The organism is Streptomyces sp. NPDC048290, from assembly GCF_040652095.1.
In the GTDB taxonomy this organism is placed as follows: Bacteria; Actinomycetota; Actinomycetes; order Streptomycetales; family Streptomycetaceae; genus Streptomyces.
In genome coordinates, this window is the sequence record NZ_JBEZLM010000014.1 from 165,275 (window position 1) to 178,740 (window position 13,466).

Below are 13,466 nucleotides of genomic sequence, written 5' to 3' on the forward strand. Positions count from 1 at the left end.
AGGGCCGCGGGACGCGGGCCCCGCGCGCTCGGTGGACAGCTTGTCAGCAATTACTACTCGCGGGTAGCGAAACGGGAATCCGGAATCGCGGGTTCGAATGACCGGCGCCTTCCGACCGCCCCCGCCGCCTTCCGAGGACACGCCGATATCGCCTGGACAGTGCCTGAAGCGCCGTTGTGGGATGGCGGGGTGACGACCACCGACTCCGTGACCGAAGCCTTCGAGGAGCACCGCCCCGTCCTGTTCGGCGTGGCGTACCGCATGCTCGGCCGCGTGGCCGACGCCGAGGACGTCGTCCAGGACGGTTGGCTGCGCTGGTCCGCCGCAGACCGCTCCGAGGTCCGCCAGCCGCGCGCCTACCTCGTCCGGATCGTCACCCGGCTGGCCATCGACCGGCTCCACCAGATCCGCGCCCGCAACGAGTCGTATGTGGGGCCCTGGCTGCCCGAGCCGTATGTGACCGATTTCGGCGACGCCGTCCCCGACACCGCCGAGCGGGTCGTCCTCGCCGACACCGTGTCCCTGGCCGTGCTCGTCGTGCTGGAGTCGCTCTCCCCCCTGGAGCGCGCGGTGTTCGTCCTGCGCGAGGCGTTCGGCTACCCGTTCGCCGACATCGCCGGGCTGCTCGACCGGTCCGAGCCCGCGGTACGCCGTCTCGCCGTGCGGGCCCGCCGCCATGTGGAGGAGCGCCGCCCGCGCTACGAGGTGGAACCGGCCAGCCGTCGCGAGCTGACCGAGCGGTTTCTGGCCGCCGCCTTGGAAGGGGACCTGGACGGGCTCATGGAGCTGCTCGCGCCGGACGTCCGCCTGGTGGGGGACAGCGGAGGCAAGTCGAAGGCCCCGCTCCGGATCATGGAGAGCGCCGACAAGGTGGGCCGTTTCCTCGCCGCCATCGGCCGGGAGGGGGTGACGGACATGAGCTTCCGGACCATGGAAGTGAACGCCGGACCCGCGATCGCCGTCTTCTCAGGTGGCAAGCCCGACACCGTGTTCCAGCTGGATGTCGCGGACGGACGCATTCAGGCCGTCTACGTCATCCGCAATCCGGACAAGCTGCACGCGCTGGCCGACGTCTGAGTTCGCCTACGCCATCCCGACTAGGTAGGTTTCTGGCGAACGTTTGCCCGACCGGTGGCTGGCGCCATGGCCCCCGTCCCACGACGGGGGCTTTGCCGCTACGTCACGAATGCGGCCCTTTGCGAACGCGTCATGAACGCTCCGCTGCGAGGGCCGTCCACGGCGCGCGGGGGACGGAGGATTGGTATTGACCAAGGGTTAAGGCAGCCTTATGGTCGCTCTTAGTGCAACAACCTTTAATAAACAAGGGCGCTAAAACGCTGCCGGATCACGGCGATTGCGGAGGACAGGGTGGGGACCACGCAGCTGGAATCGGTACCGGAACCGAAGTACTGGCATCTACGAACCGTGCTCACCGAAGCACTGGACTCCGAGTTCGCGGTGGGCGAGATCCTGCCCAACGAGCGCGACCTCGCCGCCCGCTTCGGTGTAGCCCGCGCCACGTTGCGGCAGGCACTCGAACAGCTCGAACTCGAAGGCCGGCTCCAGCGCCGCCGCGGAGTCGGTACGACGGTGGCGCCGCCGCGCATGGGCGTGGCCGTCGGCACCGAGCAGCACGCCTGGCCGGGCACCGGCGAGGATGCCTGGCAGGCCGTCGACTGCACCCTCGCGGAGCCGCCCGCGTCGGTCGCCGAGGCCCTGGAGACGGATCGTGAGCAGGCGGTGCACACCGTGCGCCGGACCCGGATGACACACGGCCAGCCGGTCGCCGCGGAACTGCTCTACATCCCGGAGTCCTCGGTGCCGGAGCTGACCGCCATAGACGCCCCCTCGGGCGCCGCCCGCGCGCGGGCCGTCCTGCGCGAGTTGCACCGGCTGGAGCTGGAGGGCAGCGAGGGCGCGGTCGAGCTGGGCTCGGCCAACGCGGGCGACGCCAAGGAACTGGACCGCCTTCCCGGCGCCCCGGTCCTGGTCGTCACCACCCGCTACCTCGCCGGGGGCCGCACCGCCGCGCTCTCCGTGGCCACGTACCGCGCCGACACCTGCCGGCTGACGTTCGGCGACTCGGGCGGCGTGGAGATCCACCAGGGGCCCGAGCAGCGGGCTTCCTGACACATCCGGAGGGCTCCGCCCGGACCAGGGGCTGGGCGAGGGCTCTCCGGAGAGTGGATCGACACCGGAACGGACACAGCGGACGCGCCCCGGAGGGAAATCCTCCGGGGCGCGTCCGCGCGTCTGGGGGCCCGCCTAGACCAGCACCGGCGCCGCAGACACAGCACCGGCGCGGCGGACACGCACCGGCGCCGCAGTTACGCACCGGCGCGGCGGACACACACCGGCCCGGCAGGCATACAGCCACATGGCAGGCATACAGCGGCCCGGCAGGCAGCCACCGGCGTGGCGGCCACCAGCAGGTCGCCCGCCACCGAGCCGCACACACCGGCACAGGGCGCCCGCCAGCAGACCCGCCCCCCCCGGCGACACGCCGAGAAGAGCGCACCAGGGCCGGCCCCCTACTGCCGCGCCACCCCCGCGCCCTCCACCGCGAAAAGCTCCTCCTCCACATGGTCCAGCGCCAGCCGCAGCGCCCCCGTCGCCACGGCCGCCTCGCCCAGCAGGGACAGGGCGACCCGCGGCGGACGCAGGCAGTAGCGGGCGAGTTCCCGGCGCAGCGGCTCCAGGACGTCGTCCAGGCCGGCCGCCCAGCCGCCGACGACGACGAGTTCCGGATCGAGGGCGAGGACCAGCGCCGCCACATCGTGGATGAGCCGCTGTATGAAGCGCTCCACGGCCTGCCGGGCCCGCTCGTCGCCCCGCCGGGCGCGGGCGAAGACATCCGCCACCTGCTGCTCGTCCAGCGGTTGCAGGGGCTCGTCCGTCGTGGACAGCAGCCGCTCCGGAGTCACCTCGCGGCCCAGCAGATGCAGCGCGCCGATCTCGCCCGCCGCCCCGCCGAAGCCCCGGTGCAGCCGCCCGCCGATCAGCGACCCCGCCCCCGGGCTCAGCCCCGCCAGCACGAACACCAGGTCGTCGCAGTCCCGGGCGCCGCCCTTCCAGTGCTCGGCCAGCGCCGCCGCGTTGGCGTCGTTCTCCACCAGCACCGGACACTTGAAGGACCGCCCGAGCCGCTCCCCGAGCCGCAGCCCGGTCCACTCCGGCAGCGCGGTGCCCAGCCGTACCGTGCCGTCCGCCTCCACGATCCCCGGTGTGCCGACCCCGACCGCGCGCAGCGCCCCGCGCGGGACCCCCGCCCGCCGCAGCAACTCGGCCACCGCGCCGCGCAGCCGCTCCAGCCGCTCGTCGGCCGGTGCCGTCGCGTCCACGTCCTTGGCCTGGGCGCCGACCACCCGCCCGTCCAGGTCGGCCAGCAGCGCCGCCACCCGGTGCGGGCCGATCTCCAGCCCCAGCAGATATCCCGCCTCGGCCCGGAACCGGAACCGCCGGGCCGGGCGCCCCTGACGCCGGGCCGCGCCCTCCTCGGCGGCCGTCTCCACGACCAGCCCGTTCTCGGTCAACCCCTCCACGACGCCTTCGACGGTCGGTCGTGAGAGCCCCGTCAGCTTGGTGATCTCGGTCAGTGTCGCGGAATCCGTGGCACGCAACGCGTGCAGCACCACCGCGGAATTGATCCTTCGCAGCAGCGAGGGTTCCCCGCCGGTCAGCCGCCCCACTGTCCGTCCTCCCAGCTCGTGCGCCTGTTGGGCGGATGTTACTCGGCGCGGAGGAGCCCCGGCGAGTGGCGGAACGATGAACTCCGCCTCCATCGCGGACGTCAGCCAGGCGAAACGAAGCCGGATTCGTAGGCCGTGATCACCGCTTGGGTCCGATCGCGCGCCCCCAGTTTCGCCAGCACCGCGCTGACGTGCGACTTCACGGTCTCGGTGCCGACCACGAGCCGCGCGGCGATCTCCGCGTTGGACAGCCCCCGGGTCATCAGCCGCAGCACCTCGGCCTCCCGGTCGGTGAGCTGCGCCCGGTCCAGCACCGCCCGCGCGGCCCGGTTCCCGCCGCCGTCCGCCCCGTACGCGGCGGCCAACTGCCGTACGGACGCCGGGAAGAGCAGCGACTCGCCCGCGGCGACCAGCCGTACCGCGTGCACGATCTCGGCGGGCCGGGCGCGTTTCAGCAGGAACCCGTCGGCACCGGCCCGCAGCGCCTCGTAGACGTACTCGTCGTTCTCGAATGTCGTGATCACCACGATCTTCGGTGGCGCGTCCACCGTGCGCAGCACCGCGCGGGTGGCCTCGATGCCGTCCAGCAGCGGCATCCGGACGTCCATCGCCACCACGTCCGGGCGCAGCCGCCGCACGAGAGGGATCAAGGCCGCGCCGTCCGCCGCCTCGCCCACCACCTCGATGTCCGGCTGCGACTCCAGTACGGCCCGCAGCCCCGCGCGGACCAGGGGTTCATCATCGACGAGCAGAACGGTGACCGGCATCCGCCCAGCCTAGGACCCCGCCCGGCCGCCGCGCGGACCCCCGTTCACCGCGGACCGCGCGGACCCCGGCTCACCGCAGCGGCAGCGCCACCCGCACCCGCCACTCGTCCCCGTCCGTGCCCTCGACCCGACCGGTGTCCGCCCGGCCGCCCAGCAGGGCCGCCCGCTCGCGGATGCCGCGCAGCCCGCTGCCCCGACCGGGCCCCGGTGCTCCGCCGCTCAGCGGATTGCGCACCTCCAGGCCGAGCGCGTCGCCCTCGACGGCGATCCGCACCCGCACCGGAACCGGCCCCGCGTGCCGCACCACATTGGTCAGCGCCTCCTGGAGGATGCGGTAGCCCTCCCTGGACGCCGGTCCAGGGACCGTCTCCAGGGGACCCGTCACCTCCGCGTCCACCGTCGCGCCCGACGTCCGCGCCGACTCCAGGAGCCGGTCCGCGTCGGCCAGCGTCGGTCTGCCGCTCACCGGCCGCTCCGACTCCCGCAACACGCCGAGGACGCGCTCCAGGTCCTCCAGTGCCGTCCGCCCCGTCTCCTCGATCGCCGCCAGGGCCCGGTCCGTGAACGCCGGATCGCCCGCCGTCCGCGCGGCGCCCGCCTGCACCACCGCCACCGTCAGCGCGTGTCCGATCGAGTCGTGCAGCTCCCGCGCGATCCGGGTCCGTTCGAGGAGCTGGTCGGTGCGCTCCTCCAGCGCCGCCAGCCGCTCGGCGGCCGAGGGCCCCAGTAGCCGCCGTGCCACCGCCGTGACCAGCGCCCCCAACGCCACCAGCAGGGCCGCCAGCGCGATCAGCGGCAGCGGCACCAGCAGCGCGTACGCCCAGTGCGGGGAGTCGATCCGCAGCACCGGGTTGTCCCGGACCGGGTGGCCCAGCGCGGCCCGGGTGAAGGCGACCGCGAACGCCGGAAGCCACACCATGGCGATGGTGGTCGGCACGGAGAGCGCGAGCCGGACCTCCAGCCACAGCACCGTGCGCGCCCGGTCCCGCCAGGTCGCCGACGGGGCCGTGGAGATCGCCGGGTCCGGTCCTTCCGGCCCGTCCGGCACCAGCATGAACCGCGCCTGGAGCCCCTCGCCCCGCCGCGCGGCCGGGATCAGCCCCACCGGGATCAGCAGCACCGCGGGCACCCACGGCTTGCTCATGTCGATGAACAGCCAGACGCTCACCACCAGCATCGGCACCACCAGATGCAGCAGCCGGGTGTACGTCGTCCCGCGGCTCAGCGGGCGCAGCAGACGGACCATCCGCCCATCGTGACAGCCGCCACCGACAGCGCCCTCCCCCGCACGGGGGAGACGGTCCCCACTCCCGGGGGAGGCCCGCGCGGGGCCCGTCCGGCGAGGCTGCTCACATGACCACGATCGACGTGCACGACCTCAGCAAGGAGTTCGGCGGCAGACGCGCGGTGGACGCGCTGACGTTCAGCGTCCGGCCGGGCCGGGTCACCGGCTTCCTCGGCCCCAACGGCGCGGGCAAGTCCACCACCATGCGCCTCGTCCTGGGCCTCGACCGGGCCACCTCCGGCACCGCGACCGTCGGCGGCCGTCCCTATCCGGCCTTCGCCGAGCCGCTGCGCGAGGTAGGCGCCCTCCTCGACGCCCACGCCCCGCACGGCTCCCGCACCGGCCGCGACCATCTGCGGGTCCTCGCCGTGAGCAATCACATCCCGGTCGCCCGGGTGGACGCCGTCCTGGAGGAGACCGGCATCGCCCCGGCCGCGCGGCGGCGCGTCAAGACGTACTCCCTCGGGATGCGCCAGCGCCTCGGCATCGCCGCCGCGCTGCTCGGCGACCCGCCCGTGCTCCTGCTGGACGAACCGGCCAACGGGCTGGACCCCGAGGGCATCATCTGGCTCCGGCACCTGCTGCGGCGCTTCGCCGACGAGGGCCGTACGGTCCTGGTCTCCAGCCATCTGATGGCCGAGACCGCGTCCTTCGCGGACCAGCTCGTCGTCCTGGGCCGGGGCAGACTGCTGGCCGACATGCCGATGCGCGCGTTCATCGACGCCCGGGTACGGCCCGGTGTGCGGGTGCGGACCAGCGACGACGAGGCACTGAAGGACCTGCTCGCGCGGCACGGCCTCCCCGCAGAGCGGGCCGCCGACGGCCTGTGGACCGTGCCGGACGCCCGCGTGGCCGACATCGGCCGCCTCACCTCGCAGGAGGGCGTTCCCGTACTGGAACTCGCCGCCGAGGAAGGCACCTTGGAGCAGGCGTATCTCGATCTCACGGCGTCCGAGACGGAGTACCCGGCGCCCGCCCCCGCGTCCGGCTCCGGCCACCGCACCACCCCCGCGCAGGAGGTCTGACCATGCCGTTCGCACCCGTGCTCCACGCCGAGCTGCTGAAGATCCGCACCCTGCGCTCGCTGTACGGCGCTCTGGTGGCCGTGCTCGCGGTGGCGGCGGTGTTCGCCGCGCTCGCCGGGACGTCGGACACCGCCGAGCCCGGCTTCGACCCGCTGTTCGCGGTCTTCCTCGGGATCGCGCCCGCCCAGATCGCCGCCATCGCCTTCGGCGCGACGGCCCTGTCGTCCGAGTTCCAGGGCGGTGGCGGGCTGCGTCCGGCGCTCACGGCGGTGCCGTGGCGCGGGCGCTGGTTCACCGCCAAGGTGGTCGCCGTCGCGCTCCCGACGCTCGCGGTGGGCCTGCTCACCGGCGCGGTGTCGCTCGTCGTGGGCACCGCCGCGCTCGGCGAGGCCGCGGACGGCATCAGCGCGGCACAGCTCACCCGGGGCGTGCTCGCCTGCGGCGTCTATCTGACGCTGATGGCCCTCCTGGCGACCGGTCTGACCGCGCTGCTGCGCAGCGGGGTCGCCACGCTGAGCATTCTCATCCCGTTCGTCCTGATCGTGTCCTTCGTCATCGGGGACGCGGCGGGCGGTGCCGTCGACTACCTCCCCGACCGGGCCGGTCAACTGGCCTTCCAGCAGCACACGGACAGCTCCCTGGGCCCCTGGACCGGCCTCGCGGTCACGGCGCTGTGGACGGCGGCGGCACTCGCGGCGGGCGCCTGGAGCGTCCGGCGCCGCGACGCCTGACCCCGGGCCACGGCCGCCGGGCCGGGCGCCGACGCCGTACGACCGCTGACGCCCCGCCAATTGTCAGTGGCGGCGGGTTTACTGGAGGCATGGACATCGCGCGGTGCCTGGACACCATCGACCAGCTGTGCGCCCGCCCCTTCCCGGCGGCGCCCGGCTGGTCACGCCTTGGCCGGGAGGGACCGGGCTACTTCCTGACGGAGTGGACGGACGACACGGGCGGTTGCGACGGCGAAGACACCCTCCCCGCCCGCGCCGCCGGAGACCCACCCCCGCTCACCGCCGGGGACCTGGCCGCGCTGCGCGACGCGCTCGCCCAGCGTCTCGACACCCGTTGGCCGCCCCACCCCCGCCTCGGCACGGCGACGCTGCGCGTCCGGCTCGAACGCGCGGAGGAGATACCCGAGCCCTGGGCGAGCATGGCCGTCCTGGTGGACGACATGCACCTCTGGGAAGCACAGGAGCACGGCCGCTGGATAGCCCTGGGCGTAGCACGGGGGGAGGAACACGTCACCCCAGCCCGCCTGATCGTCACGGTGACGGACATACCGCCGGTCTGACCCCTGGGCCCGACCCACACCGCCCGGCGTGCCCTGCCCCCGCGTCTGACCGATCCGACCCGCCCCGAGCCACCCGTCCCCGGAGGGCCCTACTCCGCGCTCCCACCGGACGCGCCCCACCGAACGGACCGCACGCGCCCCCACCGAACCCGAACCCCACGCCTCAGCCGGCCACACCCCCCACATTCCCGAGGTGGTCCCCCATGCCCTCACCCACCACAACCCCCCGCAACCGCCCGAACTCCTCCGCCATCGCCCCCACACTCCAATGGGCGTTCAACCCGGAGGGATTTGGCAGCACCCACACCCGCGTCCCGCCGAACACCCGCTCCTGCGGCCCCACCCGAGCCCCCCGCTCCCCGAACGCCGCGCGATACGCGGTCACCCCGAGCACCGCCAGCCAGCGCGGACGCAGCCGTTCCAGCTTCGCGGCGAGCAGCAGCCCACCCGCGCGGTACTCCTCGGCCGTCAGCTCGTCCGCGCGGGCCGTCGCCCGCGCCACCACGTTCGTGATGCCGAGCCCGTACGACGGCAGCTCGCCCTGTTCCTCCGGGCGCAGCAGCCGGGGGGTGAAGCCGGACCGGTGCAGCACCGGCCAGAAGCGGTTGCCGGGCCGGGCGAAGTGGTGGCCGGTGGCGGCCGTCATCAGCCCGGGATTGATGCCGCAGAGCAGCACATCGAGGCCGTCCGCGACGACGTCCGGTACGAGACGGTCGCGGGCGGCCTCCAGCTCCTGCGGGGTGAGCCGGGTCACCTTCACCTCCTGTGGCTGAGCCGGGTCACCTTCGGCTCCTGCGGCTGAGTCGGGTCAGAGGATCGCCCCGGGCGCGTACCCGGCCGCCTCCGGGTGCCGCTTGGTGATCTCCTCGATCCGGGCCACCACGGCGCCGACCTGGTCGGCGGCGGCACCGGTGAAGGACAGCTTGTCGGCCATCAGCGCGTCCAGCCCGGCCCGGTCCAGCGGGATGCGCGCGTCGGCGGCCAGCTTGTCGAGGAGCTCATTGCGCTCGGCCCCCCGCTCCCGCATGGCGAGCGCGGCGGCGACGGCGTTCTCCTTGATCGCCTCGTGCGCCTCCTCCCGCCCGACACCGGCCCGCACGGACGCCATCAGCACCTTCGTGGTGGCGAGGAACGGCAGATAGCGGTCCAGCTCACGCGCCACGACCGCGGGGAACGCGCCGAACTCGTCGAGCACGGTCAGGAAGGTCTCCAGCAGGCCGTCCAGCGCGAAGAAGGCGTCCGGCAGCGCGACCCGGCGCACCACCGAGCAGGACACGTCGCCCTCGTTCCACTGGTCGCCCGCCAGCTCGCCGGTCATCGAGGCATAGCCGCGCAGGATCACCATGAGGCCGTTGACGCGCTCGCAGGAGCGGGTGTTCATCTTGTGCGGCATCGCGGAGGAGCCGACCTGGCCCGGCTTGAAGCCCTCGGTGACCAGTTCGTGCCCGGCCATCAGCCGGACCGTCTTGGCCAGCGAGGACGGGGCCGCCGCCAGCTGCACCAGCGCGGTGACCACGTCGTAGTCCAGCGAGCGCGGGTAGACCTGGCCGACCGAGGTGAAGGCGTGGGCGAAGCCGAGGTGCCCGGCGATCCGCCGCTCCAGTTCGGCCAGCCGCTCCGCGTCGCCGCCGAGCAGGTCCAGCATGTCCTGCGCGGTGCCGACCGGGCCCTTGATGCCGCGCAGCGGATAGCGGCCGAGCAGCTCCTCCAGCCGCCCGTACGCCACCAGCAGCTCATCGGCGGTGGTCGCGAACCGCTTGCCCAGGGTGGTCGCCTGCGCGGCCACATTGTGCGAGCGGCCCGCCATGACCAGCTCGCCGTACTCGCCCGCGAGCCGGCCGAGCCGCGCCAGGACCGCCACCGTACGGTCGCGCACCAGCTCCAGGGAGAGCCGGATCTGGAGCTGCTCGACGTTCTCGGTGAGGTCGCGGGACGTCATGCCCTTGTGCACCTGCTCATGCCCGGCGAGGTCGTTGAACTCCTCGATCCGGGCCTTCACGTCGTGCCGGGTGACCTTCTCGCGCTCGGCGATCGAGGCCAGGTCGACGGTGTCGAGCACCCGCTCGTAGTCGGCGATCGCCGCGTCCGGGACCTCGATGCCGAGGTCCTTCTGGGCCCGCAGCACGGCGAGCCAGAGCTGCCGCTCCAGCCTCACCTTCTGCTCGGGCGACCAGAGCGTGGCCAGCTCGGCGGAGGCATAGCGTCCGGCGAGCACATTGGGGATGCGGGGCTTGGCGGGTGCGGAAGTCACGTAGACGGAGTTTACGGGGTCGCCCGCGCGGGCCGCTCCTTGGCCACTTCCGCGCCATCCGACGGCCGCCGGGGCGTTTTCCGTATGCAGGTACCTCACAAAGCCCCTGGTCGGCGCAGTGAGCCCCTTTTTTGTCTAGACCTTTTTTGTCTAGACCTCTTGTGGCGCGAATGATCCACAGCTACGTTTCCCGCAGTCCAGGTGAAGTTCAAAATTCCGCCAACTCCCTTGACGTGCAAGGCCGGAAGGAGCTCCTTCGTATGCAGGACCGGAGTCTGTCCAGGCGTACCCTCCTCGCCTCCGCGACCGCTGTCGCGGGCGCCGGGGCCCTGGGGATGACCACGACCCCCGCCCTCGCCACCGAACGTCCCGCCACCCGGGACGCACGCCTTCGAAGACTCATCGCCCGGATGAGCCTGGAGGCGAAGGTCGGCCAGCTGTTCGTCACCTATTTCTACGGCCACTCCGCCGACAACCCGGACCAGAACCATGTGGCGTCCAACCTCCGGGAGCTGGGCGTCCGCAATGTCGCCGAGGCCATCGCCAAGTACCACCTCGGCGGTGTCATCTACTTCAGCGGCTGGGCCGGGAACATCCGGGACCTCCACCAGATCGCCAACCTCACCAACGGCGTGCAGCGCGCCTCCCTGGCCCTGCCCACGCCGGTCCCGTCCCTGATCTCCATCGACCAGGAGCACGGCGCCAACACCCGGATCGGCTCCCCGGCCACCCAGATGCCCGGCGCCATGGCGCTCGGCGCGGGCCGCTCCACCTCCGACGCCCGCACCGCCGGGCAGATAGCCGGTGCCGAGCTGGCCGCCCTCGGCATCTACCAGAACTTCGCCCCGGTCGCCGACGTCAACGTCAACCCGGCCAACCCGGTGATCAACGTCCGCTCCTTCGGTGCCGACCCGAAGGCCGTCGGCAAGCTGGTCGCCGCCCAGGTCCAGGGCTACCAGCGGGCCGGGGTCGTCGCCTGCGCCAAGCACTTCCCCGGCCATGGCGACACCGGAGCCGACAGCCACACCCAGCTCCCGGTGATCACCCACACCCGGGAGGAGTGGGAGCGGATCGACGCCCCGCCGTTCCGGGCCGCCATCGCCGCCGGGGTCGACTCGATCATGACCGCGCACCTCCAGGTCCCCGCGCTCGACCCGAGCAACGACCCGGCCACCCTCTCGCCGACCATCCTCACCGGCGTCCTGCGCGGCGAACTCGGCTTCGAGGGCGTCATCGTCACCGACGCCCTCAACATGCAGGGCGTCCGCACCAAGTACGGCGACGACCGGGTCCCCGTCCTCGCCCTGAAGGCCGGTGTCGACCAGCTCCTCTTCCCGCCCAACCTCGATGTCGCCTTCCGCGCGGTGGTGGCCGCGGTGCGCTCCGGCGAGCTGACCGAGGCCCGGATCGAGGAGTCCGTGCTGCGCATCCTGCGCCTCAAGGACAAGACCGGTCTGCTCAGCCGCAGCCCCTACGTCTCCCACAAGCAGGTCGACCGGGTCGTCGGCACCCACCGCAACCTGGCCACGGCCGACCGCATCACCGAGCGGACCACGACCCTCCTGGTCAACAAGGACGAGACGCTCCCGCTCCGCCGCCGCCAGCGCAGACTGCTGGTCGTCGGCGCCAACCCGGTCTTCCCGGCCGACGCCACCAAGTTCGCCCTGCCCTCGCTCACCGGGTCCCTGGACGAGCTGGGCTTCAGCGTCACCGAGATCGCCACCGGCCGCGCGCCCGACACCGCGGCGATCGACGCCGCCGTGGCCGCCGCCACCGGCCGGGACGCCATCGTGGTCGTCACCGACAACGTGGGCGCCACCAGCACCCAGCGCACCCTGGTCACCCGCCTGGTCGCCACCGGCATCCCGGTGATCAACCTCGCCGTACGCAACCCGTACGACATCGCCCAGCTCAGCGGCGTCAAGGCGGCCCTGGCCACCTACTGCTGGACCGCGGCCGAACTGCGCGCCGCCGCCCGGGTCATCGCCGGCCGGGTCGACCCGCGCGGCAAACTCCCGGTCCCGATCCAGCGCGCCGACGACCCGACCCGCACCCTCTTCCCCGCGGGCCACGGACTGTCGTACGACGACTGACCCGGTCGTACGACGACCGGGCCGCCCGTCCCCGATCGGGCGGCCCGCTCATACGGGGGGATCGCCGTACGAGGGCGACGGCACCGGCAGCCGCCGTCGCGGGGGCCTCGTACGGCGACGGGGGCCGGGCCGGTCACCACCGGTGCCCGCTCCCCGTCCCCGGCACGTCCGGTTGCGGGACCGGACGCGTCCCGCCCGTGGGGGCGCCGCACTGACCGGCGTCCCCCACGGGCGACCCCGCACAGGTGCCGTTACACGCCGTCGTACGGAAGCAGCTCCGGGCGTTTCGCCGCGCGGCCGTCGCCGGACGAGCGGCCGGTGAGCCGGCGGCCGATCCAGGGCAGCAGATGCCGCCGGGTGAACCGCAGATCGGCGACCCGCCGGGCGGCCCACGCGGGCGGCGCCGACGGCGGGACCGGAGTACGCCACTGCGGGTCCTCCGGCGGATGCCCGAGCGTCTGCCAGACGGCCTCCGCGACCCGGCGGTGGCCCTCGGCCGTCAGATGCAGCCGGTCCACGTCCCAGAGCCGCGGATCGGCCAGCGACGGGGCGCCGTACAGATCGACGACCAGTGCGCCATGGCGGGCGGCGAGGTCCTCGACACAGTCGAACAGCTCCTCCATACGCGGCCGGAACCGCTCCAGGACCGGCCCCCGGCGACCCGGGCTGCGCATCAGCACCAGCTGCTCGCAGGACGGCGCCAGCCGCTCCACGGCCTCGGTGAGCAGACCGCGCACCCGGCCCATGTCGCACGACGGCCGCAGGGTGTCGTTGAGACCGCCGACCAGGGTGATCACCTCCGCGCCCATCGACGCGGCCACGTCCACCTGCTCATCGACGATCTGCCCGATCAGCTTGCCGCGCACCGCGAGATTGGCGTACCGGAAACCCGGCACCGCGGCGGCCATACGGGCCGCCAGCAGATCGGCCCAGCCCCGGTAGGAGCCGTCGGGCAGCTGATCCGACATGCCCTCGGTGAACGAGTCACCGACGGCGACCAGGCTGGAGTAGGAAGGAACGGGAACGGGGGCCGGGGAGGCGGGGTTCGTCTGCATGACGGCAGAA

General features: G+C 73.3%; 12 protein-coding genes. 6 read left to right on the plus strand and 6 right to left on the minus strand.

Annotation, left to right across the window (positions count from 1 at the left end; all coding sequences use genetic code 11):
* Nucleotides 1-189: 189 nt before the first annotated feature.
* Both AB0D49_RS24820 and AB0D49_RS24825 read left to right on the plus strand, forming a co-directional pair.
* Entirely contained in the window at nucleotides 190-1,077 is an 888-nt protein-coding gene (locus AB0D49_RS24820; protein ID WP_362761166.1) for an RNA polymerase sigma-70 factor, read from the plus strand.
* Nucleotides 1,078-1,368: 291 nt separating this feature from the next.
* Nucleotides 1,369-2,130, plus strand: coding sequence for a GntR family transcriptional regulator (locus AB0D49_RS24825; protein WP_362761169.1), 762 nt, complete (start codon nucleotides 1,369-1,371; stop codon nucleotides 2,128-2,130).
* Nucleotides 2,131-2,531: 401 nt separating this feature from the next.
* Here AB0D49_RS24825 and AB0D49_RS24830 read toward each other — a convergent pair whose 3' ends face one another.
* From AB0D49_RS24830 to AB0D49_RS24840, 3 genes are all read right to left on the minus strand, one after another.
* Entirely contained in the window at nucleotides 2,532-3,689 is a 1,158-nt protein-coding gene (locus AB0D49_RS24830; RefSeq protein ID WP_362761171.1) for an ROK family transcriptional regulator, read from the minus strand.
* Between the two features lie 101 nt (nucleotides 3,690-3,790).
* Nucleotides 3,791-4,456 (minus strand): response regulator transcription factor, encoded by a 666-nt coding sequence (locus tag AB0D49_RS24835; protein ID WP_362761173.1) that lies wholly within the window; start codon nucleotides 4,454-4,456, stop codon nucleotides 3,791-3,793.
* Nucleotides 4,457-4,526: 70 nt separating this feature from the next.
* Nucleotides 4,527-5,702 (minus strand): histidine kinase, encoded by a 1,176-nt coding sequence (locus tag AB0D49_RS24840; protein ID WP_362761175.1) that lies wholly within the window; start codon nucleotides 5,700-5,702, stop codon nucleotides 4,527-4,529.
* 107 nt (nucleotides 5,703-5,809) lie between these two features.
* Between AB0D49_RS24840 and AB0D49_RS24845 the strand changes: the two genes are divergently transcribed.
* From AB0D49_RS24845 to AB0D49_RS24855, 3 genes are all read left to right on the plus strand, one after another.
* The gene (locus AB0D49_RS24845; RefSeq protein WP_362761177.1) at nucleotides 5,810-6,766 is read left to right on the plus strand and encodes an ATP-binding cassette domain-containing protein; all 957 of its coding nucleotides are present in this window, start codon (nucleotides 5,810-5,812) and stop codon (nucleotides 6,764-6,766) included.
* Nucleotides 6,767-6,768: 2 nt separating this feature from the next.
* Nucleotides 6,769-7,497, plus strand: coding sequence for an ABC transporter permease (locus AB0D49_RS24850; RefSeq protein ID WP_362761179.1), 729 nt, complete (start codon nucleotides 6,769-6,771; stop codon nucleotides 7,495-7,497).
* 89 nt (nucleotides 7,498-7,586) lie between these two features.
* Nucleotides 7,587-8,057: a hypothetical protein gene (locus tag AB0D49_RS24855; RefSeq protein WP_362761181.1), complete on the plus strand. Its 471-nt coding sequence runs from the start codon at nucleotides 7,587-7,589 to the stop codon at nucleotides 8,055-8,057.
* Between the two features lie 163 nt (nucleotides 8,058-8,220).
* On the opposite strand, the gene mug is transcribed toward AB0D49_RS24855, so the two are convergent.
* Both mug and purB read right to left on the minus strand, forming a co-directional pair.
* Nucleotides 8,221-8,811, minus strand: a complete 591-nt coding sequence (gene mug, locus AB0D49_RS24860; protein WP_362761183.1) for a G/U mismatch-specific DNA glycosylase — start codon at nucleotides 8,809-8,811, stop codon at nucleotides 8,221-8,223.
* Between the two features lie 54 nt (nucleotides 8,812-8,865).
* The gene (purB, locus tag AB0D49_RS24865) at nucleotides 8,866-10,308 is read right to left on the minus strand and encodes an adenylosuccinate lyase (protein WP_362761185.1); all 1,443 of its coding nucleotides are present in this window, start codon (nucleotides 10,306-10,308) and stop codon (nucleotides 8,866-8,868) included.
* Nucleotides 10,309-10,568: 260 nt separating this feature from the next.
* On the opposite strand from purB, the gene AB0D49_RS24870 reads away from it, so the two are divergent.
* A complete protein-coding gene (locus AB0D49_RS24870) occupies nucleotides 10,569-12,401 on the plus strand; it encodes a glycoside hydrolase family 3 N-terminal domain-containing protein (RefSeq protein WP_362761187.1) in 1,833 nt (610 codons plus the stop codon).
* A gap of 251 nt (nucleotides 12,402-12,652) precedes the next feature.
* Here AB0D49_RS24870 and AB0D49_RS24875 read toward each other — a convergent pair whose 3' ends face one another.
* Nucleotides 12,653-13,456 carry an SGNH/GDSL hydrolase family protein gene (locus AB0D49_RS24875; RefSeq protein WP_362761189.1) on the minus strand — a complete coding sequence of 268 codons (804 nt, stop codon included), beginning with the start codon at nucleotides 13,454-13,456 and terminating at the stop codon, nucleotides 12,653-12,655.
* Nucleotides 13,457-13,466 lie beyond the last annotated feature (10 nt).

What these genes read in the sequence shown, in the direction of transcription:
- AB0D49_RS24835 (WP_362761173.1), bottom strand. Translation starts at nt 4,456, where the DNA reads ATGCCGGTCACCGTTCTGCTCGTCGATGATGAACCCCTGGTCCGCGCG.
- AB0D49_RS24840 (WP_362761175.1), bottom strand. Translation starts at nt 5,702, where the DNA reads ATGGTCCGTCTGCTGCGCCCGCTGAGCCGCGGGACGACGTACACCCGG.
- AB0D49_RS24845 (WP_362761177.1), top strand. Translation starts at nt 5,810, where the DNA reads ATGACCACGATCGACGTGCACGACCTCAGCAAGGAGTTCGGCGGCAGA.
- AB0D49_RS24850 (WP_362761179.1), top strand. Translation starts at nt 6,769, where the DNA reads ATGCCGTTCGCACCCGTGCTCCACGCCGAGCTGCTGAAGATCCGCACC.
- AB0D49_RS24855 (WP_362761181.1), top strand. Translation starts at nt 7,587, where the DNA reads ATGGACATCGCGCGGTGCCTGGACACCATCGACCAGCTGTGCGCCCGC.
- AB0D49_RS24870 (WP_362761187.1), top strand. Translation starts at nt 10,569, where the DNA reads ATGCAGGACCGGAGTCTGTCCAGGCGTACCCTCCTCGCCTCCGCGACC.
- AB0D49_RS24875 (WP_362761189.1), bottom strand. Translation starts at nt 13,456, where the DNA reads ATGCAGACGAACCCCGCCTCCCCGGCCCCCGTTCCCGTTCCTTCCTAC.